19 protein-coding genes and 2 tRNA genes are annotated in these 22,237 nt (G+C 58.1%); 3 read left to right on the forward strand and 18 right to left on the reverse strand.

Translation table 11 applies throughout. The annotated features are described in order from the left end of the window. Positions 1 to 12 precede the first annotated feature (12 nt). The 10 genes from nusA to rlmE form a co-directional block, all read right to left on the reverse strand. A complete protein-coding gene (nusA, locus tag GE543_RS11255) occupies positions 13 to 1,494 on the reverse strand; it encodes a transcription termination factor NusA (protein ID WP_003340582.1) in 1,482 nt (493 codons plus the stop codon). Between the two features lie 59 nt (positions 1,495 to 1,553). Further along, on the reverse strand, positions 1,554 to 2,012 hold the full coding sequence (gene rimP, locus GE543_RS11260) for a ribosome maturation factor RimP (RefSeq protein WP_002555126.1): 459 nt from the start codon (positions 2,010 to 2,012) through the stop codon (positions 1,554 to 1,556). A gap of 130 nt (positions 2,013 to 2,142) precedes the next feature. After that, positions 2,143 to 2,219, reverse strand: a tRNA-Met gene (locus GE543_RS11265). A 95-nt stretch (positions 2,220 to 2,314) separates the two neighbouring features. Continuing rightward, positions 2,315 to 2,400, reverse strand: a tRNA-Leu gene (locus GE543_RS11270). 46 nt (positions 2,401 to 2,446) lie between these two features. Continuing rightward, entirely contained in the window at positions 2,447 to 2,827 is a 381-nt protein-coding gene (secG, locus tag GE543_RS11275; protein WP_003313628.1) for a preprotein translocase subunit SecG, read from the reverse strand. 4 nt (positions 2,828 to 2,831) lie between these two features. Continuing rightward, a complete protein-coding gene (gene tpiA, locus GE543_RS11280) occupies positions 2,832 to 3,587 on the reverse strand; it encodes a triose-phosphate isomerase (RefSeq protein ID WP_003400166.1) in 756 nt (251 codons plus the stop codon). 66 nt (positions 3,588 to 3,653) lie between these two features. Beyond that, positions 3,654 to 4,997 carry a phosphoglucosamine mutase gene (gene glmM, locus GE543_RS11285; protein ID WP_003395197.1) on the reverse strand — a complete coding sequence of 448 codons (1,344 nt, stop codon included), beginning with the start codon at positions 4,995 to 4,997 and terminating at the stop codon, positions 3,654 to 3,656. 16 nt (positions 4,998 to 5,013) lie between these two features. Then, positions 5,014 to 5,865: a dihydropteroate synthase gene (gene folP / locus GE543_RS11290; RefSeq protein WP_110766997.1), complete on the reverse strand. Its 852-nt coding sequence runs from the start codon at positions 5,863 to 5,865 to the stop codon at positions 5,014 to 5,016. An 8-nt stretch (positions 5,866 to 5,873) separates the two neighbouring features. Next, positions 5,874 to 7,778, reverse strand: a complete 1,905-nt coding sequence (gene ftsH, locus GE543_RS11295; protein WP_003313633.1) for an ATP-dependent zinc metalloprotease FtsH — start codon at positions 7,776 to 7,778, stop codon at positions 5,874 to 5,876. A gap of 193 nt (positions 7,779 to 7,971) precedes the next feature. Next, positions 7,972 to 8,622 (reverse strand): 23S rRNA (uridine(2552)-2'-O)-methyltransferase RlmE, encoded by a 651-nt coding sequence (gene rlmE / locus GE543_RS11300; protein ID WP_003313635.1) that lies wholly within the window; start codon positions 8,620 to 8,622, stop codon positions 7,972 to 7,974. Positions 8,623 to 8,725: 103 nt separating this feature from the next. Between rlmE and GE543_RS11305 the strand changes: the two genes are divergently transcribed. After that, complete coding sequence (locus tag GE543_RS11305; protein ID WP_003340569.1) at positions 8,726 to 9,037, forward strand: YhbY family RNA-binding protein; 312 nt, start codon at positions 8,726 to 8,728, stop codon at positions 9,035 to 9,037. A 79-nt stretch (positions 9,038 to 9,116) separates the two neighbouring features. On the opposite strand, the gene greA is transcribed toward GE543_RS11305, so the two are convergent. The 7 genes from greA to grpE form a co-directional block, all read right to left on the reverse strand. Beyond that, positions 9,117 to 9,593, reverse strand: coding sequence for a transcription elongation factor GreA (gene greA / locus GE543_RS11310; protein WP_003418840.1), 477 nt, complete (start codon positions 9,591 to 9,593; stop codon positions 9,117 to 9,119). Then, complete coding sequence (gene carB, locus GE543_RS11315; RefSeq protein WP_003340565.1) at positions 9,590 to 12,811, reverse strand: carbamoyl-phosphate synthase large subunit; 3,222 nt, start codon at positions 12,809 to 12,811, stop codon at positions 9,590 to 9,592. Before carB ends, greA begins: the two co-directional genes overlap by 4 nt. A gap of 136 nt (positions 12,812 to 12,947) precedes the next feature. Next, positions 12,948 to 14,084: a glutamine-hydrolyzing carbamoyl-phosphate synthase small subunit gene (gene carA, locus GE543_RS11320; RefSeq protein ID WP_003418841.1), complete on the reverse strand. Its 1,137-nt coding sequence runs from the start codon at positions 14,082 to 14,084 to the stop codon at positions 12,948 to 12,950. A 216-nt stretch (positions 14,085 to 14,300) separates the two neighbouring features. Further along, positions 14,301 to 15,104 (reverse strand): 4-hydroxy-tetrahydrodipicolinate reductase, encoded by an 804-nt coding sequence (gene dapB, locus GE543_RS11325; RefSeq protein WP_003431540.1) that lies wholly within the window; start codon positions 15,102 to 15,104, stop codon positions 14,301 to 14,303. A gap of 21 nt (positions 15,105 to 15,125) precedes the next feature. Continuing rightward, on the reverse strand, positions 15,126 to 16,268 hold the full coding sequence (dnaJ, locus tag GE543_RS11330; protein ID WP_003395180.1) for a molecular chaperone DnaJ: 1,143 nt from the start codon (positions 16,266 to 16,268) through the stop codon (positions 15,126 to 15,128). A gap of 327 nt (positions 16,269 to 16,595) precedes the next feature. Continuing rightward, positions 16,596 to 18,512, reverse strand: a complete 1,917-nt coding sequence (gene dnaK / locus GE543_RS11335) for a molecular chaperone DnaK (RefSeq protein WP_003418845.1) — start codon at positions 18,510 to 18,512, stop codon at positions 16,596 to 16,598. Positions 18,513 to 18,623: 111 nt separating this feature from the next. Beyond that, positions 18,624 to 19,187: a nucleotide exchange factor GrpE gene (gene grpE / locus GE543_RS11340; protein WP_003418846.1), complete on the reverse strand. Its 564-nt coding sequence runs from the start codon at positions 19,185 to 19,187 to the stop codon at positions 18,624 to 18,626. A 270-nt stretch (positions 19,188 to 19,457) separates the two neighbouring features. On the opposite strand from grpE, the gene recN reads away from it, so the two are divergent. Next, a complete protein-coding gene (gene recN, locus GE543_RS11345; protein ID WP_046269278.1) occupies positions 19,458 to 21,131 on the forward strand; it encodes a DNA repair protein RecN in 1,674 nt (557 codons plus the stop codon). 44 nt (positions 21,132 to 21,175) lie between these two features. On the opposite strand, the gene fur is transcribed toward recN, so the two are convergent. Then, on the reverse strand, positions 21,176 to 21,583 hold the full coding sequence (fur, locus tag GE543_RS11350) for a ferric iron uptake transcriptional regulator (RefSeq protein ID WP_003313643.1): 408 nt from the start codon (positions 21,581 to 21,583) through the stop codon (positions 21,176 to 21,178). 98 nt (positions 21,584 to 21,681) lie between these two features. On the opposite strand from fur, the gene GE543_RS11355 reads away from it, so the two are divergent. Further along, positions 21,682 to 22,203, forward strand: a complete 522-nt coding sequence (locus GE543_RS11355; RefSeq protein ID WP_003418851.1) for an outer membrane protein assembly factor BamE — start codon at positions 21,682 to 21,684, stop codon at positions 22,201 to 22,203. Positions 22,204 to 22,237 lie beyond the last annotated feature (34 nt).

Raw genomic sequence — 22,237 nt, forward strand, 5'->3', positions numbered from 1 at the left:
GGCCGCGCCCAATTACTCGAACCAGTGGGCTCGGGCGGCCATGATCAACTTGCCGGCACGATCATCGTCAATGCCGTCGATGTCGAGCAGGTCATCTATAGACTGCTCGGCCAGGTCTTCGCGGGTAATTACGCCGCGCACCGCCAGTTCCATCGCCAAATCCTTGTCCATACCCTCAAGCGAGAGCAGGTCTTCGGCCGGATGGGCGTCTGCCAGCTTTTCCTCTGTAGCGATGGCTTTAGTCAACAAACGATCCTTGGCACGAGCGCGAAGCTCGTTGACGATGTCTTCGTCAAAGCCGTCGATGTTGAGCATTTCTTCCAACGGTACGTAGGCAATCTCTTCCAGGCTGGTGAAGCCTTCATCAACCAGCACCTGTGCCAATTCTTCATCGACTTCGAGTTCTTCGATGAAATTGCGCAGGATGTCACCGGTTTCAGCTTGCTGCTTGGCCTGGATGTCCGATTCGGTCATTACGTTCAGGGTCCAGCCAGTCAGTTGACTGGCCAGACGCACGTTCTGACCGCCACGACCAATAGCCTGGGCCAGGTTGTCCGCTCCCACTGCGATATCCATTGCATGCGCGTCTTCATCTACGATGATTGCCGCTACTTCTGCAGGGGACATTGCATTGATCACGAACTGCGCCGGGTTATCGTCCCAAAGAACGATATCCACACGCTCGCCACCCAGCTCGCCGGAAACAGCCTGAACTCGCGAACCGCGCATGCCGATACAGGCACCTTGCGGGTCGATTCGTTTATCCTTGGAGCGAACAGCGATTTTCGCACGAGAACCCGGGTCACGGGAGGCAGCCATCACCTCGATGAGACCTTCGGCAATTTCCGGCACTTCAATGCGGAAAAGCTCGATCAGCATCTCTGGCGCAGTACGCGACAGGATCAGCTGAGGGCCACGGTTTTCGGTGCGAATTTCCTTCAGCAGAGCACGGACGCGAACACCGACCCGGAAAGTTTCCCGGGAAATGATGTCTTCACGAGCCAGCAAGGCTTCGGCATTGTTACCCAGGTCAACGATGACATTGTCACGTGTAACCTTTTTAACAGTACCAGAAATGATTTCACCCAGACGCTCGCGGTAGGCGTCGACTACCTGAGCACGCTCGGCTTCGCGAACTTTCTGCACAATGACTTGCTTGGCGGTTTGCGCAGCGATACGACCGAATTCGATGGAATCGATTTTTTCTTCGATCAGGTCGCCGGCAACAGCACCCGGCTTTTTCGCCTGGGCCTGATCCACCGCCAATTCGTAAGCAGGATCGTCCAGATCTTCGTCTTCGACAACTGTCCAGCGACGGAAAGTCTCGTAGTTGCCTGTCTGGCGATTGATCTCTACACGCAGTTCTACTTCATCTTCAAAACGTTTCTTGGTAGCAGTGGCCAGAGCCAGCTCCAGCGCTTCAAAAATGACACTTGCCGGAACGCCCTTTTCATTGGACACCGACTCAACAACCAGCAGTACTTCTTTGCTCATCGTACGCCTCGCCTTTCGCAAGCCATTGGATCCGCGGGATCCGCAGTAACCGGCACGTCTCAGTCAAACGTGGGAATAATGTTGGCCTTGTCGATCATGTCGATCGGCAACAGGAACTCATGGTCTTCAACCTGCACCACGACATCCTGCTCCTCCACCCCGCGGAGAAGGCCTTGAAAGTTGCGTCGACCTTCGAAAGGTGAACGCAGCTTTATTTTCACTTGTTCCCCGGCGTACGAAGCAAACTGCTCAATAGTGAACAGCGGGCGCTCCATGCCAGGAGAAGATACTTCGAGGGTGTACTCGGTGCTGATTGGATCTTCTACGTCCAACACACCGCTGATCTGGCGACTGACGATTGCACAGTCGTCGACCAGAACGCCCCCTTCCTTGTCGATATAAATGCGCAGCACCGAATGCTTGCCCTGGGAACTGAAATCGATTCCCCAGCATTGGTAGCCAAGGGCCACGACCACTGGGGCCAACAAGTCCTGCAACTGTTCTAGCTTGCTCGACACCTGAACCCCCTCGTGCATGCTTTAGAAATAAAAAAATGGGCAAAAGCCCATCCCTGAAAACGCCGCTGAACATCGACGTCATGTACTGTCCAGCTAACAAAAAGCCCCTTAAAAGGGGCTCCGCTAAAACTGGTTGCGGGGGCTGGATTTGAACCAACGACCTTCGGGTTATGAGCCCGACGAGCTACCAAACTGCTCCACCCCGCGACAAAGCTGGGGCGGAAGTATACGACCGATCCATTGCTGGGTCAATCCAACATCCACCTACAAGAAAGCCCGCTAGTGCGGGCTCTCCTGTTAATTGGTACCGAGAAGGGGACTCGAACCCCTACACCCTATGGGCACAACCACCTCAAGGTTGCGTGTCTACCAATTCCACCACCTCGGCATTACAACTCTTTTTGGCGACCTCACGAACATCGCCGAATTCTGTATTACTTCTTCTCTGGGGCTTGAGGTACGTCAGCTGGAACAGCGGCTGGCTTTTGCCCTTCGAGAACCGGTACATCATCTGCTGCCGGCTTTTGCTTCACTTCTAGTACTGCAGGGTCTGGTAAACCTACTTGAGTCAGCTGTTGAGCTTTCTCTTTAGCAAAGTAACCTAACCCCAAGCTGGTTATGAAAAAACATGCCGCAAGTATAGCAGTAAACTTACTGAGAAAGGTAGAGGTTCCTTGACCTCCGAAGACAGTATTTGATGCACCTGCTCCGAACGACGCGCCTGCGTCGGCACCTTTACCCTGCTGCAGCAATACCAGAGCGACAACGCCCAGAGCGCCCAACAGGTGAAAAACGATTACGACTGTTTCCAGCATTTTTTCAGTTTCCCGCGGCGCGACAGATCGCACCGAACTCATCTGCATTCAGGGAAGCTCCACCAATGAGCCCCCCATCGATATCCGGCATGCTGAAGAGCTCGACCGCATTGGCCGCCTTCACGCTGCCGCCATAGAGAAGTCGCACGCCTTGTGCGACTTCGGCATTCTCTTTTGCCAGTTGCGCACGGATGGCTGCGTGCACTTCCTGCGCTTCCTGAGGCGAAGCAGTCAATCCGGTGCCAATGGCCCAGACCGGCTCGTAGGCAATGACGGCGTTGACCAGTGCATTGACGCCAAACTCGGCGATGACACTGTCCAGCTGACGCCCTACCACTTCAAGCGTTTGCCCTGCCTTGCGCTCTTCCAGGGTTTCACCTACGCAAAGCACAGGTGTCAGACCTTTCGCCTGGATCGCCGCAAACTTCTTGTTCAGAACATCATCCTGTTCGCCAATCAACTGACGACGCTCGGAGTGCCCGACAAGTACCAGCTTGCAACCTGCATCAGCCAGCTGGCTCGATGCAACTTCACCCGTCAGCGCGCCCTGCTCAGCCTGAATGGCTGCATCCTGCGCACCAACGATGATCGACGTTGCCTTGAGCCCTTCGACCACCTGACAGGTAAACAGACTGGGAGGCATCACGGCGATATCGACGCTGCCTGGCAACGACTGCTTGCACAACCCCTCGATCAGCTCAGCGACGCTGGCGCGGGTACCGTGCATTTTCCAGTTACCAGCTACCATTGGGCGACGCATGCTACACCTCGTGGGTCAAAGTGGGCGCAGATGTTACCCAACAGTTCAGACACTGGCAAGCCGAAATCAGGCGCAAACTTCAGTAACCAGTTTTGCGAGTTCTTCGGCGTACGCCCTGACCTGCGTTTCGTCCTCGCCTTCGACCATAACGCGCACCAACGGCTCGGTACCCGATTTGCGCAGCAGCACCCTGCCACGCCCGGCCATCTGCTCGGTGACGCGGGCGCAGGCCTCCTGGACCGATGGATGCGAAACCGGGTCTACACCCGACCCGGCGAAGCGCACGTTGATCAGGATCTGCGGACATTTGCGCAATTTCAGACGCGCCTCGGCCAGGCTTACACCGCTGCGACGCAGAGCCAGTATCACCTGCAATGAGGCGATAATCGCGTCACCGGTGGTAGCGTGCTGGAAACAGACGATATGACCGGAGTTTTCGCCGCCGATCTGCCAGTTGCGCTCGAGCAGCTCGGCGATCACGTAGCGGTCGCCGACATTGGCCCGAACAAAAGGAATGCCCTGCTCGGCCAGGGCCAGTTCAAGCCCCAGGTTGCTCATAAGTGTGCCGACGACGCCGCCCTGCAAGCGGCCACGCTCATGCAAGTCGCGGGCGATGATGTAAAGCAATTCGTCGCCATCGACGATGGTCCCGGTGTGATCGACCATCAACACACGGTCGCCGTCACCGTCGAAACCGATGCCCATGTCCGCATGCTCGGCAAGCACGGCCGCCTGCAGGGCTTCCATGTGCGTGGAGCCACAGTCCTTGTTGATGTTGAGCCCGTCAGGTTGCGCGGAAAGCACCACGACCTGCGCGCCCAGCTCACGAAATACGTTGGGCGCCACCTTGTAGGTCGCACCGTGAGCGCAGTCGATGACGACCTTGAGGCCGGCGAAGTCGGTGCTGGTAGGCACGCTGCTTTTGCAGAATTCGATGTAACGCCCGGCCGCATCGTTGATCCGCGAGACCTTGCCGAGGTTCTCGGACTCAGCCACGGTCATCGGTGCGTCGAGCAGCTCTTCGATCATCATTTCGATCTCGTCAGGCAGCTTGGTGCCCTGACCGGAGAAGAACTTGATGCCATTGTCGTAGTGCGGGTTATGCGAGGCGCTGATGACGATGCCAGCCTCGGCATGGAAGGTACGTGTCAGATAGGCGATGGCCGGTGTCGGCATCGGACCCAGCAAGAGAACGTCAGCGCCCGCAGCGGAGAGGCCGGCCTCGAGGGCTGACTCGAACATGTAGCCGGAGATGCGCGTGTCCTTGCCGACGAGAATCCGGCAGGCGCCCATCTTGCGGAAAGCCATGCCGGCGGCCCAACCCAGTTTCAGCATGAACTCGGGAGTGATCGGGAATTGCCCTACACGACCGCGAATGCCGTCGGTTCCGAAATATTTTCTGGTAGTCATGGATGCCCCACTGTTGTTATTCAGCTGCTTCGACAGCTGCGATCATGCGCACCACGTCAGCCGTTTCGGCGACATCATGCACACGTAGAATTCTTGCCCCTTTGGCCATCGCCAGAACCGCCAGGGCGAGCCCGCCGGACAGACGCTGGTCGACGGGACGCCCCAGCACAGCACCGATCATGCTCTTGCGCGAAACACCCACCAGCAAAGGCCGGCCGAGCGCATGCAGCGCTTCCATATGCTTGAACAGGCTCAGATTGTGCTCCAGTGTCTTGGCAAAGCCAAAGCCCGGATCGAGAATGATCTGCTGCTGACCGATGCCTGCAGCGACGCACTGCTTCATGCGCTCAGCCAGGAAGGCACAGACCTCACCCACCAGGTTATCGTAGTGCGGGTCATTCTGCATGGTTCCGGGCTCGCCCAGCATATGCATGAGACAGACCGGCAAACCGGTGCTTGCGGCCGCCTCAAGCGCGCCTGGGCGCTGCAGCGAGCGAACGTCGTTGATGAGCCCGGCACCCAGGCCAGCCGTCGCCAGCATGACCTCAGGCGTGGAGGTATCGACCGAGATGATCACATCCAGCTCGCGCGCGATGACCTCGACCAGCGGGGCCACACGCTCGACCTCTTCCGACGCAGAGACAGGACGCGCGCCTGGACGCGTTGACTCGCCACCGATATCGATAAGCGTCGCGCCAGCCTGCACCATTGCCTCGGCGTGACGCAGCGCCGCATCGAGCTGGCTGTAGCGGCCGCCATCGGAAAATGAGTCCGGGGTTGCATTGAGGATGCCCATCACGTGCGTATGGGCCAAATCAAGAACCCGGTTGCCGCAAGGCAACCGGGTTGGGTACAGCGCAGATGTCATGTCAGACCTTAGTGCTCGGCAGCAGGGCCGCCAATCGGAGTTTCCGGACGAGGGTCAGGCGTGATCGGAGTACCGTTGGTACCCGAACCTCCACCCCAGTCACGCGGCTCACGCGGAGTACGACCGGTCATGATGTCGTCGATCTGGTCGGCATCAATGGTTTCATACTTCATCAGCGCGTCGGCCATCGCTTCCAGCTTGTCGCGATTGTCCGTCAACAACTGCTTGGCGGTGCCATAGCAGTGGTCGATGATGCTGCGCACTTCGGAGTCGATAAGCTTGGCAGTATCGCCGGAAACACTGGAGTTCTGGCTGCCGCCGCGACCCAGGTAACCTGCATCTTCATCTTCCGAGTACATCAGCGGGCCGAGCTTTTCAGACAGACCCCACTTGGTGACCATATTCCGGGCGATCTGGCTGGCACGCATGATGTCATTGGAGGCACCGGTTGTGACGCCATCGAAGCCCAGGGTCATTTCTTCGGCAATACGACCACCGTACAGCGAGCAGATCTGGCTGATCAACGCACGCTTGGACAGGCTGTAACGATCTTCTTCCGGCAGGAACATCGTCACACCCAGCGCACGACCGCGCGGGATGATGGAGACCTTGTAGACCGGGTCATGCTCTGGCACCAGACGACCAACGATAGCGTGACCCGCCTCGTGGTAAGCCGTGTTGCGCTTTTCCTTATCGGACATGACCATCGATTTGCGCTCGGCGCCCATCATGATCTTGTCCTTGGCCAGTTCGAACTCTTTCATCTCTACAACGCGCTTGCCGGAGCGAGCAGCGAACAGCGAGGCTTCGTTGACCAGGTTGGCCAGATCCGCACCGGAGAAGCCCGGCGTACCGCGAGCGATAACGCCCGGGTTGACGTCTTCGCCCATTGGCACTTTGCGCATGTGAACCTTGAGGATCTGCTCGCGGCCACGAATGTCCGGCAGACCTACAACTACCTGGCGGTCGAAACGACCTGGACGCAGCAGCGCCGGATCCAGTACGTCAGGGCGGTTGGTTGCGGCAATGACGATGATGCCATCATTCATTTCAAAACCGTCCATCTCGACCAGCAACTGGTTGAGAGTCTGCTCACGCTCGTCATGACCACCACCCATGCCGGCGCCACGATGGCGACCGACTGCGTCGATTTCGTCGATGAAGATGATGCATGGCGCGTGTTTCTTGGCTTGCTCGAACATGTCGCGAACGCGGCTGGCACCAACACCCACGAACATTTCGACAAAGTCGGAACCGGAAATCGTGAAGAACGGGACCTTCGCTTCGCCGGCAATGGCCTTGGCGATCAGCGTCTTACCGGTACCCGGAGGGCCGACCATCAGCACGCCGCGCGGGATTCGACCGCCCAGACGCTGGAACTTGCCCGGATCGCGGAGAAATTCGACCAGCTCGCCAACTTCTTCCTTGGCTTCGTCGCAACCGGCAACGTCAGCCAGGGTCGTCTTGACCTGATCTTCTGACAACAGACGCGCCTTGCTCTTGCCGAAGCTCATCGGGCCGCCCTTGCCGCCCGCCCCGCCCTGCATCTGGCGCATGAAGAACATGAACACCGCGATGATCACCAGTATCGGGAAGCTGGCCACCAGCAACTGGGTCCAGATGCTCTGCTGCTCAGGCTGCTTGCCTTCGATCACGACGTTATTGCTGACCAGATCACCGATCAGGCCATTGTCCGGGATGTTCGGGCGGATGGTCTTGAAGGTGTCGCCATCGCTGCGCTTGCCCGTAATGACGTAGCCGTCAACAGAAACCTTCTCGACCTTGCCATCCTTGACCTGCTGGATGAACTCGGAATAGTTGAGGTTCTGCGGCTCGTTCGGGCTGGAGAAGTTGTTCATCACCGTCACAAGGACAGCCGCGATGATCAACCACAGGATCAAATTCTTTGCCATATCGTTCAATTAGCTACCCTCTGAAGCAAGCTCCACGCAGCAAGCGTGCCTCGCATGATATTCACCGGCCTAACTTACTACAGAACCTACAGATACGGCAGACACCGTCTGTAACCCTTTGTGAAACTTTGACAACATAATGTTCAGTCATGCTGCATCGGTAACGCCATTTGAAAAAAGCTATCGCGCCTTGTCAAAAACGTTCGATGCTGGCCGCGCCATCAATGCCGCGAAAGCCGCGAGCCAGCAGGTATTGCTCGCGTGACCTGTCGCGGGACGACGACGGCTTGCGCATCTGCACCTTGTCGAACAGCTTGCGGATATCCTTGTGGTAGACATCGAAGCCTTCACCCTGGAAGACCTTGATCAGAAAATCGCCACCGGGACGCAGTACCCGACCGGCAAGATCGAGCGCCAATTCGCAGAGAAACATTGCACGCGGCATATCTACAGCGCTCAATCCACTCATATTGGGGGCCATATCGGAAATCACAAGGTCTACCTGCGTATTACCCACTGCCTCGAGGATCTGCTCAAGAATCGCATCCTCGGTAAAATCCCCCTGAATGAAGGTCACATCGGGGATGCTGTCCATTTCAAGGATGTCGGAAGCGATCAGACGACCTTGACCGCCGATCAGACGACTGGTCACCTGCGACCAGCCTCCCGGTGCTGCGCCGAGGTCGATAACGGTCATGCCCGGACGGATGAGCTTGTCCTTTTCCTGGATCTCGAGCAGCTTGTAACTGGCACGCGAACGGTAACCGTCCTTCTGCGCCATTTTGACGTACTTGTCGTCGAAGTGTTCTTTGAGCCAGTTATGGCTTGTCTTGGAACGGGCCACGGGGCACCTCAAAAATAAACGAGTCGTGATTAACTGGGCGGTCCCGGACTCGCTCGGGTAAACTGGCCGCCGCTTTTAAAAGATCAGACGCAGAGGTCAGATTATGCCGCTCACTCCAGAGCAGAAGAAACAATACAAATCCATTGGCCACCATCTGAAACCGGTATTGATCGTGGCTGACAATGGCTTGACTGAAGGTGTACTTGCAGAGCTTGAACGCGCACTGAGCGATCATGAGCTGATCAAGATCAAGCTCAACATCCTCGACCGCGAAAGCCGTCTCGGTGCCATCGCAGAACTGTGCAAGGCCGGTTCTGCCGACCTGGTTCAGGTCATCGGCAAAATGGCGTTGATCTATCGCAAGAACCCAAAGGTAAACAAGCAACTGTCCAACGTCCACCGCGCGCACGGATAAAAACAGAAGTCAGGGCCGCCAAAAGCGTGCCCTGACTCTTTTTTGCCGCTGAAAGCGCCCGTAAACACGGGCGCCAGCATCAGATATGACGCACTTCGATGATTTCGTACTCGATCACGCCACTCGGCGTTTTCACGACAACGACATCACCCTCTTCCTTGGCAATCAAGGCACGGGCAATGGGCGAGCCCACTGAAATCTTGCCTTTCTTGATATCCGCTTCGTCCTCACCCACGATCTGATACACCACGCTTTCGTCAGTCTCGACGTTGGCGATTTCAACTGTCGTGCCGAAGATCACCTTGCCGGTGTGCGGAATAGTCGTGACGTCGATGATCACAGCGTTCTGCATGCGGCCTTCGATGTCACGAATACGCGCCTCGACCATCCCCTGCTGCTCGCGGGCAGCATGGTATTCGGCGTTTTCCTTGAGGTCGCCCAGCTCGCGCGCAGTACCGATGTCCTGGCTCAACTTGGGACGAATCACCTTGGTCAGGTGGGTCAGCTCTTCTTCCAGGGCGCGAGCGCCCTGGACGGTCATTGGGTATTTGATCATGCCTTCAATCCTGCATGGAGATCCTGCAAGCGACGTACGGTCTTCTCCGGACCGAACTTGAGCGCTTCACAGATCGCTTCGCCTGCTGCAATGGTAGTGGTGCAGTAAATCTTGTGCTGCAGGGCGTTGCGACGGATGGAGTAGGAATCCGCGATCGACTGGCGACCTTCGGTGGTGTTGATGATCAGAGTGACTTCGTCGTTCTTGATCATGTCGACCACATGCGGACGGCCTTCGGTCACCTTGTTGACGCGACGCACTTTCAGGCCTGCCGCTTCGATCAGCTTGGCGGTGCCTGCGGTGGCAACGATCTCGAAACCAAGATTGATAAGGTCACGAGCGACCGCTTCAACCAGAGGCTTGTCATCGTCACGTACGCTGATGAACGCGGTACCGCCAGTCGGCAGCACTTCGCTCGCGCCCATCTGGGCCTTGGCAAACGCTTCGCCAAAGGTATCACCCACACCCATCACTTCACCGGTCGATTTCATTTCCGGGCCGAGGATCGGGTCAACGCCAGGGAACTTGGCAAACGGGAACACTGCCTCTTTCACGCTGTAGAAGTTCGGGATGATTTCCTTGGTGAAGTTCAGCTCTTTCAGGGTTTTGCCTGCCATCACGCGGGCAGCGATCATCGCCAGGGAAACACCGATGCACTTGGAAACGAACGGCACGGTACGCGATGCGCGCGGGTTGACTTCAATGACGTAGATGTCTTCGCCCTGAAGCGCCAGCTGCACGTTCATCAGGCCGACAACGCCCAGTTCCAGCGCCATCTTCTTGACCTGCTCGCGCATCTCGTCCTGGATGTGAGCCGGCAGCGAGTAAGGCGGCAGCGAGCACGCGGAGTCACCAGAGTGAACGCCGGCCTGCTCGATGTGCTGCATGATCGCGCCGATCACCACGTCAGTACCGTCGCAGACCGCATCGACGTCCATCTCGATTGCGCAGTTCAGGAAGTGGTCCAGCAGCACCGGGCTGTCGTTGGACACCTGAACGGCTTCGCGCAGGTAACGCTTGAGTTCGTCTTCCTGGTAAACGATTTCCATCGCACGGCCACCCAGTACATAGGACGGACGCACCACCAGTGGATAACCGATCTTCGCTGCGGCACGAATCGCTTCGTCTTCGCTGCGCACAGTGGCGTTTGGCGGCTGACGCAGGTTCAGACGCTCGACCATGTGCTGGAAGCGCTCGCGGTCTTCGGCACGGTCGATGGCATCAGGGCTGGTGCCGATGATCGGCACGCCGGCGGCTTCAAGAGCACGGGCCAGTTTCAGAGGCGTCTGGCCACCGTACTGGACGATCACACCTTTCGGCTTCTCGACACGGACGATTTCCAGCACGTCTTCCAGGGTGACAGGCTCGAAGTACAGACGGTCCGAGGTGTCGTAGTCGGTGGAGACGGTTTCCGGGTTGCAGTTGACCATGATGGTCTCGTAACCGTCTTCACGCAGTGCCAGCGCGGCGTGCACGCAGCAGTAATCGAACTCGATACCCTGGCCGATGCGGTTCGGGCCGCCACCCAGGATCATGATCTTGTCACGCGTCGACGGGTTGGCTTCGCACTCTTCCTCGTAGGTCGAGTACAGGTACGCGGTGTCGGTTGCGAACTCGGCTGCGCAGGTGTCGACGCGCTTGTAGACCGGGAACACTTCCAACTTGTGACGATGCGTCCGCAGGTTCTTCTCGGTAACGCCCAGCAGCTTGGCCAGACGCGCGTCGGAGAAGCCTTTGCGCTTGAGACGGAACATCACGTCACGGTCGATTGCCGACAGACCCAAGGTCTTGATCTTCTCTTCGTCCTTGATCAGGTCTTCGATCTGCACCAGGAACCAAGGGTCGATCATGTTCATGGCGAAGATTTCTTCGACCGTCATGCCGGCGCGGAAGGCGTCGGCGACGTACCAGATACGCTCGGCGCCCGGCACGGTCAGCTCGCGCTTGAGCGTGCTCATGCTTTCCGGATGGCTCAGGTCCAGCTTCGGATCAAGACCGCACACGCCGACTTCCAGGCCGCGCAGGGCTTTCTGCAGGGATTCCTGGAAGGTACGGCCGATGGCCATGACTTCACCGACCGACTTCATCTGAGTGGTCAGACGCGCATCGGCCTTGGCGAATTTCTCGAAGGCAAAGCGCGGCAGCTTGGTGACGACGTAGTCGATCGACGGTTCGAACGATGCCGGGGTCTTGCCGCCAGTGATTTCGTTCGACAGCTCGTCAAGGGTGTAGCCCACGGCCAGCTTGGCGGCAACGCGAGCGATCGGGAAGCCGGTCGCCTTGGAAGCCAGTGCAGAGGAACGCGATACACGCGGGTTCATCTCGATGACGACCATGCGGCCGGTGTTCGGGCAGATGCCGAACTGAACGTTGGAACCACCGGTTTCAACGCCGATCTCGCGCAGCACTGCCAGCGAGGCATTACGCAGGATCTGGTATTCCTTGTCGGTCAGGGTCTGTGCCGGCGCCACGGTGATCGAGTCACCGGTGTGCACACCCATCGGGTCGAAGTTTTCGATCGAGCAGACGATGATGCAGTTGTCCTTTTTGTCGCGGACAACTTCCATTTCGTACTCTTTCCAGCCGATCAGCGATTCGTCGATCAGCAGTTCCTTGGTTGGCGACAGGTCCAGACCACGGGCGCAGATTTCTTCGAACTCTTCACGGTTGTAAGCGATACCGCCGCCGGTGCCACCCATGGTGAACGACGGACGGATGATGCAAGGGAAGCCGAGCTTTTCAAGCACCGCGTTGGCTTCTTCCATGCTGTGCGCGATGCCGGAGCGCGGGCACGCCAGGCCGATGGACTTCATCGCCTTGTCGAAGCGCGAACGGTCTTCAGCCTTGTCGATGGTGTCGGCGTTGGCGCCGATCATTTCGACACCGAACTTCTCCAGAACGCCTTCGCGCTCCAGATCCAGTGCGCAGTTCAGAGCGGTCTGGCCGCCCATGGTTGGCAGCAGTGCATCCGGACGTTCTTTTTCGATGATCTTGGCAACGGTCTGCCACTTGATCGGCTCGATGTAGGTGGCGTCGGCCATGGCCGGGTCGGTCATGATGGTGGCCGGGTTGGAGTTCACCAGGATGACGCGGTAACCCTCCTCACGCAGAGCCTTGCAGGCCTGGGCGCCGGAGTAGTCGAATTCACAGGCCTGGCCGATCACGATGGGGCCGGCGCCGAGAATCAGGATGCTTTTTATATCTGTACGTTTTGGCATGGGTTGTCACTCAAATCCGCAGGTCAGTCGGCAAGCCGTCTTGAACATTTGTCTGAGGTGGCCTGGGCGGCAGCGACCGGACACTGAGTCCGGGGCCGCCCTGGGCACCTGCGTATTACAGTCTCAAGGCAACCGGTCAGCGGCGCTTGGCCATGGCTTCGATAAAGCGATCGAACAAAGGCGCGACGTCGTTCGGGCCCGGGCTCGCTTCAGGGTGACCCTGGAAGCTGAATGCGCTCTTGTCGGTCAGTTCGATACCCTGCAGGGTGCCGTCGAACAGCGACTTGTGAATGGCGCGAACGTTGCTCGGCAGGGTTGCCTCATCCACCGCAAAACCGTGGTTCTGGCTGGTGATCATGACCACACCGGTGTCCAGATCCTGGACCGGGTGGTTGGCACCGTGGTGGCCGTGGCCCATCTTCACGGTCTTGGCGCCCGCGGCCAGCGCCAGAAGCTGATGGCCGAGGCAGATGCCGAACACCGGAATGTCGGTTTCCAGCACTTCCCTGATCGCCTTGATGGCGTAGTCGCACGGCTCCGGGTCACCAGGGCCGTTGGACAGGAAAACGCCGTCCGGCTTGTAGGCGAGCACTTCACTGGCAGGCATTTGCGCTGGCACCACGGTTACGCGGCAACCGCGCTCGACCAGCATGCGCAGGATGTTGACCTTGACGCCATAATCGTAGGCGACCACGTGATAAGGCAGCTCGGAGGCGGCGATTTCAGGGTGGCTGTCGGTTTTCAGATCCCAGACGCTGGAACGCCACTCGTAGGTGTCCTTGGTGCAGACTTCCTTGGCCAGGTCCATGCCCTTGAGGCCCGGGAAGCTGCGGGCAGCGGCGATGGCCGCCTCTTCGGTGATGTTGTCGCCGGCCAGGATGCAGCCGTTCTGGGCGCCTTTCTCACGCAGGATGCGGGTCAGGCGGCGCGTGTCGATGCCAGCGATGGCAACGACGTTATTGGCTTTCAGGTAATCACCGAGGGACAGCTTGTTACGCCAGTTGCTGGCTACCAGAGGCAGGTCGCGAATGACCAGGCCGGCGGACCAGACGCGATCAGACTCTGCGTCTTCAGGAGTGGTGCCGGTGTTGCCGATATGCGGGTAAGTCAGGGTAACGATCTGCTGGGCGTAGGAAGGATCGGTAAGAATTTCCTGATAGCCTGTCATTGCGGTGTTGAACACCACCTCACCAACGGTCTGACCGTCGGCTCCAATGGCTTCGCCGCGAAAAATGCTGCCATCAGCAAGGGCGAGTATGGCTGGCTTAGTCAAGAAGACCTCCCGTAAATAAAACCTGAAAGGGCGATCGCAGGCTGCAAAAAAGCGGAATGACGTGTTTACGTCACCCCGCTTTCTTATGGAATCATCTGCGCGCTTTTAGTGGACACACTAAAGTTGTAGCTTACAGAAAAGGCCCATTTTGGTCTACCACCAATGAGCCTGAAATGCGGGAAAATGCGACAGGGCCACGAATGACCCTGTATGAAATCAATGCAGACCCAACACATCCTGCATGTCGTAAAGCCCTGGCGCCTTGCCGTCGAGCCACATTGCAGCCCGAACGGCACCCTTGGCGAAGGTCATGCGACTGGACGCCTTGTGCGTGATCTCGACCCGCTCACCGTCCGCTGCGAACAGCACGGTGTGGTCGCCCACCACGTCACCGGCACGAATGGTCGCAAACCCGATGGTCTGACGATCACGCGCGCCGGTCTGGCCTTCACGACCGTAGACCGCGACTTTTTCCAGATCGCGACCCAGCGCGTTGGCCACCACTTCACCCATACGCAAGGCGGTGCCGGACGGCGCATCGACCTTGTGCCGATGGTGCGCCTCGGTGATTTCGATATCGACCTCATCACCCAGAACGCGCGCAGCGGTGTCGAGCAGCTTCAGACACAGATTCACACCAACGCTGAAATTGGCAGCAAAGACGATCGGAATGTCTTTGCCCGCCTCTTCCAGACGCAGCTTCTCTTCCGCACTGAAGCCTGTCGTACCGATAATCATCGCCTTGCCTGCCTTGCGACAGAACGCCAGATTTTTCAGCGTCACCGAAGGATGAGTAAAGTCGATCAGAACGTCGAACTCGTCCGCCACCTTTGCCAGATCACCTGACAGCGGCACACCGATACGACCCAGCGCAGCCAGTTCGCCCGCATCAGCGCCCACCAGCGTGCTGTCAGGACGATCGATAGCGGCGGTCAAACCGGCGCCCGGCGCCTGCTGAACCGCCTCGATCAAGGTCTTGCCCATACGCCCGGCGGCGCCTACTACAGCAATACGTCGCATGCCCTGCTCCCGTTGATAGCCTTACAGATCGCCGAAGAAACGCTTCACACCCTCAAACCAGCCACTGGCTTTCGGAGAGTGGGATTCGTCGTTTTCAAGCGAGGTGCGGAACTCTTCAAGCAGCTCGCGCTGGCGCTTGCTCAGGTTGACCGGGGTTTCGACTGCAACACGGCACATCAAGTCACCGGCACCACCGCCACGCACTGGAGCGACGCCCTTGCCACGCAAGCGGAACTGCTTGCCGGTCTGGGTACCTTCGGGGATTTTCAGTTTGACGCGACCGTCGAGTGTCGGCACTTCAAGCTCGCCGCCCAGCGCTGCATCGGTAAAGCTGATAGGCACTTCGCAGAACAGGTGCTTGCCGTCACGCTGGAAGATCGCGTGTTCGCGCACATTGATCACGACATACAGGTCGCCTGTCGGGCCACCCTGGGTACCTGCCTCGCCTTCGCCAGACAGGCGAATGCGGTCACCGGTATCGACACCTGGCGGCACTTTGACGGAAAGCGTCTTGGACTCTTCGACGCGGCCTTCGCCATGGCAGGAATCGCACGGATCGGAAATGATCTTGCCGTGGCCATGGCAGCGCGGACAGGTTTGCTGCACAGAGAAGAAACCCTGCTGCATGCGCACCTGACCAATGCCACCGCACGTAGGGCATGTGACCGGCGAAGAACCTTTCTTGGCACCGCTGCCGTCGCACGGCTTGCAGTTGACCAGCGTCGGAACGCGGATATTCACGTTAGTACCGCGAACCGCCTCCTCCAGATTCAGCTCCAGCGTATAGCGCAGGTCGCTGCCACGCTGAGCGCCGCCACGACCACCGCCGCCACCGGCACGGCCGCCACCAAAGAAGTCGCTGAACACATCGCCGAAGATATCGGAGAAGTTGGCGCCACCGGCACCACCACCAAAACCACCGCCGCCACCCATGCTCGGGTCGACACCGGCATGGCCATACTGATCGTAGGCCGCGCGCTTGCTGGCGTCGGAAAGCACTTCGTAGGCTTCGTTGGCCTCTTTGAACAGCTCTTCCGATGCTTTGTCATCAGGGTTGCGGTCAGGGTGATGCTTCATCGCCAGACGGCGATAAGCCTTCTTCAGATCCGCCTCGCTGGAGCCTCGCTCCACTCCCAACACTTCGTAATAATCACGCTTTGCCATAATTCTTCCGCACTCTTGAGGACGTTCGGCGAAGGCTCTCCTGAGCCGCACCAAACTCGTTGAGCCCCATACAGGCCCGGACCCAACTCACGTCGATTCAACGATCCTGGTCTTCGTTCAGCAGCCAGATGCATCCGGCCGAGAAAGCGGCAGAATGATTCGCCACGCAGGAGCGTCGCGATCTTGCCACGTGGCGTGCGGAGCAACTCCACACGCCGAAATTTTTGCTTGTTCCAGACACGCCAACGCGGGAGCAAGCTCCCGCGCGGCGACATCCTACCAGTCAGCGCTCGAAAGAGGTCAACCGGCTTTCAAGTGAGCCTGCGCTTACTTGTGGTCTTTTACTTCTTCAAACTCGGCGTCGACGACATCGTCAGCCTTGGCAGTTTCTTCAGCTGGCTTGGCCGCAGCGTCCGGGTTTTCAGCCTGCTCGGCGTACATCTTCTGAGCGATTGGCGCGGAAACCTTCGACAGCTCTTCGACCTTGGCTTCAATGGCAGCCTTGTCGTCGCCTTTGATAGCGGCTTCCAGAGCAACCAGTGCAGCTTCTACCGCAGTCTTCTCTTCAGCGGTGACCTTGTCGCCTGCGTCAGCGATCATCTTGCGAGTCGAGTGGACCAGCGCATCACCCTGGTTACGGGCAGAGGCCAGCTCTTCGAACTTGCGATCTTCTTCGGAGTTGACTTCAGCATCGCGAACCATCTGCTGAATTTCTTCCTCGGACAGACCGGAGTTGGCCTTGATCACGATGGACTGCTGCTTGCCGGTGGCCTTGTCTTTCGCGCCAACGTGCAGGATGCCGTTTGCGTCGATGTCGAAGGTCACTTCGATCTGTGGCACGCCACGTGGAGCAGGTGGAATCTCGGCCAGGTCGAACTTGCCCAGCGACTTGTTCTGACCGGCTTGCTTACGCTCACCCTGCAGGACGTGGATGGTTACCGCGTTCTGGTTGTCATCGGCCGTCGAGAACACCTGGGATTTCTTGGTAGGAATCGTGGTGTTTTTCTCGATCAGCGCAGTCATCACGCCGCCCATGGTTTCGATACCCAGAGTCAGCGGGCTGACGTCCAGCAGCAGAACGTCTTTGACATCACCGGCCAGGACTGCGCCCTGAATGGCAGCACCCATGGCAACGGCTTCGTCAGGGTTGACGTCTTTACGTGCTTCTTTGCCGAAGAACTCGGTCACCAGCTTCTGAACCAGCGGCATACGCGTCTGACCGCCGACCAGAATCACGTCGTTGATCTTGCTGATATCGATACCCGCGTCTTTCAACGCCATGCGGCAAGGCTCGATAGTGCGCTGAACCAGGTCTTCAACCAGCGATTCCAGCTTGGAGCGGGAGATCTTGACTACCAGGTGCTTAGGACCGGTTGCGTCTGCAGTGATGTACGGCAGGTTGACTTCGGTCTGGGTGCTGGAAGACAGCTCGATCTTGGCTTTTTCGGCAGCCTCTTTCAGGCGCTGCATGGCCAGCGGGTCACCCTTGAGGCTCATTCCGCTTTCTTTCTTGAATTCGTCGACGAAGTAGTCGATCAGACGAATGTCGAAGTCTTCACCACCCAGGAACGTGTCGCCGTTGGTGGCCAACACTTCGAACTGGTGCTCGCCATCGACTTCAGCGATCTCGATGACCGAGACGTCAAAGGTACCGCCACCCAGGTCATAAACGATGACAGTGTGGTCGCCCTTGGCCTTGTCCATACCGTAAGCCAGCGCGGCTGCGGTAGGTTCGTTGATGATGCGCTTGACGTCCAGACCGGCAATACGGCCAGCGTCTTTGGTAGCCTGACGCTGACTGTCGTTGAAGTAGGCCGGAACGGTGATGACCGCCTCGGTAACCGCTTCGCCGAGGTAGTCTTCGGCAGTCTTTTTCATTTTCTTCAGGATTTCAGCGGAAATCTGAGGAGGCGCCATTTTCTGGCCATTCACTTCAACCCAGGCGTCACCGTTGTCAGCCTTGACGATCTTGTAAGGGACCATCTGGATGTCTTTCTGAACGACATCTTCTTCGAACTTGCGACCGATCAGACGCTTCACCGCGTACAGCGTGTTGTGCGGGTTGGTGACCGCCTGACGCTTGGCGGACTGACCGACCAGAATCTCGTTATCGTTCGCATAAGCGATGATCGAAGGCGTAGTACGAGTACCTTCGGCGTTCTCGATAACCTTGACGTTACCGTTTTCCAGAATGGAGACGCAGGAGTTGGTAGTCCCCAGGTCGATACCGATAATTCTGCCCATCTTTGACTCTCCCGAAACTTGCAAAACTTGGATTTGGTTGCCGCCAGTGCGTTTACACCGTGCGGTAGCTCTTAAACGCTTGACCTTTAAATGGGGGCCTTACAGCTGATTTCAAGCCTGCTCGTTGATTGACGGCGTTGCAGGCGATGGTGCCTTGCTGACCACGACCATGGCCGGGCGCAACAGGCGACCATTGAGCTGATAACCCTTCTGAAATACCTTGAGCACCGTGTTGGGCTCAACGTCGGCACTTTCCTGCATGGCCATCGCCTGGTGCTGGTCGGCACTGAACGGTTGGCCGTGCGGATCGATGGCTTCCAGCTGATAACGCTTGAGGGTGTCCTGGAACATCTTCAAGGTCAGCTCGATGCCTTCACGCATCGGGCGAATGCTTTCATCGTCCGGACTGGACAGATCAAGGCCCCGCTCCAGACTGTCGATGATCGGCAACAGATCACCGGCAAATTTTTCCAGCGCAAACTTGTGCGCCTTTTCAACATCCTGTTCGGCACGGCGGCGGACATTCTGCAGATCCGCAGCCACGCGAAGGGATTGGTCCTGCGCAGCAGCCAGCTGCTCTTCGAGCACCTGCACGCGGGTTGTCAGTTCATCACCCGTGCCCGCCTCGGCAGCCTGATCCTGAGCCTGCGCATCCAGATTCTGTTCGTCAGCCATACATCTTCTCCTCTAAAAACGTCCGCGATCCCGATTCGCGCTTCTGCCCACCTATATGGGATCGGATTTTCCGGCTTCAAGGGTTTCGTGTGATCGAGATACGCATTCCCTGACAAATAATCCGGATTCCGGCCCTACAAAAAATGGCGCATTGACACAATAGGGACTAAAAACCACTTCAGACCGATCAAATCGAGCTAAGCAAGGGCATTGTCAGCCACAAATAAAACACTGTATAAATAACCAGACAAACAGCCCGGGAGCCGCTCAATGCTGGTGCACCTTTCCGTACACAACTACGCCATTGTCGAACACCTTGACCTTGAACTGGATCGAGGCATGAGCGTCATCACCGGCGAAACCGGCGCTGGCAAGTCGATCATGCTCGACGCCCTGGGCCTTACCCTGGGCGACCGTGCCGACAGCGGCGTGGTCCGGCCAGGCGCCGACAAGGCCGACATCCTGGCCACGTTCGATCTGGGCGATATTCCCGAGGCACAGACCTGGCTCAAAGAGCGCGACCTGGACAACGACGGCCCCTGCATCCTGCGCCGGGTCATCACGGCCGAAGGTCGGTCACGCTCCTATATCAATGGCTCACCTTGCCCTCAGGGCGACCTGAAGGCACTGGGCGAACTGCTCATCGATATTCACAGCCAGCATGAGCACCAGTCGCTGCTCAAGACCGACACCCACCGACGCCTGCTCGACGAATACGCGGGCGCGACCGATCTGGCCCGTCAGGTCCATCTCGCCGCACAGCGCTGGCGGCAGACGCGGCAGGAGCTCGAGCGCCTCTCCAACTCGGGTGACGAACAACGCGCACGTCATCAGTTGCTGAGCTATCAGCTCGAAGAACTGGAAAGCCTGAGCCTGGGCGAAAACGAGCTCGAACAGCTCGAACAGGAACACAAGGATCTGACCAACGCCGAAAGCCTGCTGAGCATTTGCCGACAAGTGGTCGAGCAGTGCAGCGAAAGCGATTCCGGCAATGTGCTCAATGCCCTGACCGCCAGCCTGCATCGTCTTGGCAGCGTCGACCATTCCCCGTCCGCCCTGAGCGAGGCCACTGGGCTGCTGTCCAGCGCGCAGATACAGGTAGAAGAAGCGGTAGGCGAGCTGAATCGCTTTCTGGATCACTTCGATGCCGACCCTGCCCGCTTGCAACAGCTTGAAGAACGACTCGATGCTATCTATACGCTGGCGCGCAAGCACCGCATCCAGCCAGGCGAAGTGGCGACACTGCAACAAAAGCTGCTGGATGAAATAGAAACGCTGAATGCCAACGACGAATCCATCGAACGGCTGCAGCATGAAGTGCAGGCATTCGCGCGGCACTATCAGGATAAAGCCCGCGAGCTGAGCGACCTGCGTCACAATTCGGCGACGAAACTGGCCAGCGCCGTAGAACAGGAAATTCATCGTCTGGGCATGCCCGGCGGCCGTTTCCAGATCGACCTCAAAGCCAACGCCAGCGTAGAACCCTCGCCTCACGGCCTGGAACAGGTAGAGCTACTGGTCAGCGCCAACCCCGGCCAACCACTCAAAGCACTGGCGAAAGTCGCGTCGGGTGGCGAGCTGTCGCGCATCAGCCTGGCCATTCAGGTCATCACTGCGCAAACCTCGCGGGTGCCGACGCTGGTATTCGACGAAGTGGATGTGGGGATTGGCGGACCGACCGCCGAGATCGTAGGGCAATTGCTGCGTCGCCTGGGCGAGCGCGGCCAGGTCATGACCGTCACTCACCTGCCGCAGGTCGCAGCGCAGGGCCATCAGCACCTTTTCGTGCACAAGGTGCGGGACAACGACGCAACGCGCACAGCCGTGTCCAAGCTCAGCAAGACTGAACGTATAGAGGAAGTCGCCCGCATGCTGGGCGGCATCGACTTGACCAAGGAATCTTTGGCGCACGCCAAAAAGATGGTCGTTACGGCTAAAAGCTGAGCGATAGAAAGCACAAAGGCGACCGCGGTCGCCCCTGTTGCTGATTACGCCTTCTTGTTGCGGACGTAGAGCACCAGATTGTGGTCCACCAGGTCAAAGCCGTGTCTCTCGACGATGGCTTTCTGAAGCTTCTCGATTTCTTCGTCGAAGAATTCGATCACCTCACCCGATTCCACGTTGACCATGTGGTCGTGGTGGCCGCCATCAGCCAGCTCGAACACAGCATGACCGCCGTCGAAATTGTGGCGCACCACCAGTCCAGCGGACTCGAACTGAGTCAGAACACGGTAAACCGTGGCCAGACCGACGTCCTCGCTAGCCTCCATGAGAGCCTTGTAAACATCCTCGGCACTCATGTGGCGTTGCTCTGCAGAATCGAGCATTTGCAGTATTTTGACCCGCGGTAAGGTTACCTTGAGTCCTACTTTACGTAGTTCGTTATTTTCAACCATGGTCAGCTTTCTCGCAGACGCTGCTTCGCAGCTTCTCTTAATGCAGGTATGATCGGAGTTTACGTTGTCCCAGCCAAGATAGTGGAAGTCGCCCACCGATGCAAAACACCAAGCTCTTGCTAACCAGTTTCACCTTCGTGGGACTGCTCGCACTCGCCGGTTGTTCATTCCCCGGGGTTTACAAAATCGACATCCAGCAGGGTAATGTCGTCACGCAGGACATGATAGACCAGTTACGCCCCGGAATGACCCGGCGGCAAGTACGGTTTATCATGGGCAACCCCCTGCTGACCGACACTTTCCACTCCGATCGGTGGGATTACCTGTACAGCCTGCAGCCAGGTGGCGGTGAACGCCAGCAGGAGCGTGTCAGCCTTATATTCAACGGCAATGACCAGCTCGTGAGCCTGTCTGGCGACTTCATGCCCGGCGTCAGCCGCGATGAAGCCATTCTCGGCAAGGACAGCGACACCACTGTCCCGGCAGAGAACCAGCCAGTGCAGCAGCCTGAAGAACCGGCCAAGCCAGGTTCGTTGCTGGATACAATCCAGAAGGACGTGGACAGCGTCGAGACCGTACCGGTACCGACCCAAGAGCCGCTGGACACCAACACCCGGTAGTCCAAAGCGCCCAAGAAAAAGCCCGGCATGCCGG

The organism is Pseudomonas sp. SZ57, from assembly GCF_009495975.1.
GTDB classification, from domain to species: domain Bacteria; phylum Pseudomonadota; class Gammaproteobacteria; order Pseudomonadales; family Pseudomonadaceae; genus Aquipseudomonas; species Aquipseudomonas syringae.

Bases quoted from the DNA above. Each gene is read 5' to 3' on its own strand.
- nusA (WP_003340582.1), bottom strand. From the start codon at position 1,494: ATGAGCAAAGAAGTACTGCTGGTTGTTGAGTCGGTGTCCAATGAAAAG.
- secG (WP_003313628.1), bottom strand. From the start codon at position 2,827: ATGCTGGAAACAGTCGTAATCGTTTTTCACCTGTTGGGCGCTCTGGGC.
- tpiA (WP_003400166.1), bottom strand. From the start codon at position 3,587: ATGCGTCGCCCAATGGTAGCTGGTAACTGGAAAATGCACGGTACCCGC.
- glmM (WP_003395197.1), bottom strand. From the start codon at position 4,997: ATGACTACCAGAAAATATTTCGGAACCGACGGCATTCGCGGTCGTGTA.
- folP (WP_110766997.1), bottom strand. From the start codon at position 5,865: ATGACATCTGCGCTGTACCCAACCCGGTTGCCTTGCGGCAACCGGGTT.
- ftsH (WP_003313633.1), bottom strand. From the start codon at position 7,778: ATGGCAAAGAATTTGATCCTGTGGTTGATCATCGCGGCTGTCCTTGTG.
- GE543_RS11305 (WP_003340569.1), top strand. From the start codon at position 8,726: ATGCCGCTCACTCCAGAGCAGAAGAAACAATACAAATCCATTGGCCAC.
- greA (WP_003418840.1), bottom strand. From the start codon at position 9,593: ATGATCAAATACCCAATGACCGTCCAGGGCGCTCGCGCCCTGGAAGAA.
- carB (WP_003340565.1), bottom strand. From the start codon at position 12,811: ATGCCAAAACGTACAGATATAAAAAGCATCCTGATTCTCGGCGCCGGC.
- dapB (WP_003431540.1), bottom strand. From the start codon at position 15,104: ATGCGACGTATTGCTGTAGTAGGCGCCGCCGGGCGTATGGGCAAGACC.
- dnaJ (WP_003395180.1), bottom strand. From the start codon at position 16,268: ATGGCAAAGCGTGATTATTACGAAGTGTTGGGAGTGGAGCGAGGCTCC.
- dnaK (WP_003418845.1), bottom strand. From the start codon at position 18,512: ATGGGCAGAATTATCGGTATCGACCTGGGGACTACCAACTCCTGCGTC.
- grpE (WP_003418846.1), bottom strand. From the start codon at position 19,187: ATGGCTGACGAACAGAATCTGGATGCGCAGGCTCAGGATCAGGCTGCC.
- recN (WP_046269278.1), top strand. From the start codon at position 19,458: ATGCTGGTGCACCTTTCCGTACACAACTACGCCATTGTCGAACACCTT.
- fur (WP_003313643.1), bottom strand. From the start codon at position 21,583: ATGGTTGAAAATAACGAACTACGTAAAGTAGGACTCAAGGTAACCTTA.
- GE543_RS11355 (WP_003418851.1), top strand. From the start codon at position 21,682: ATGCAAAACACCAAGCTCTTGCTAACCAGTTTCACCTTCGTGGGACTG.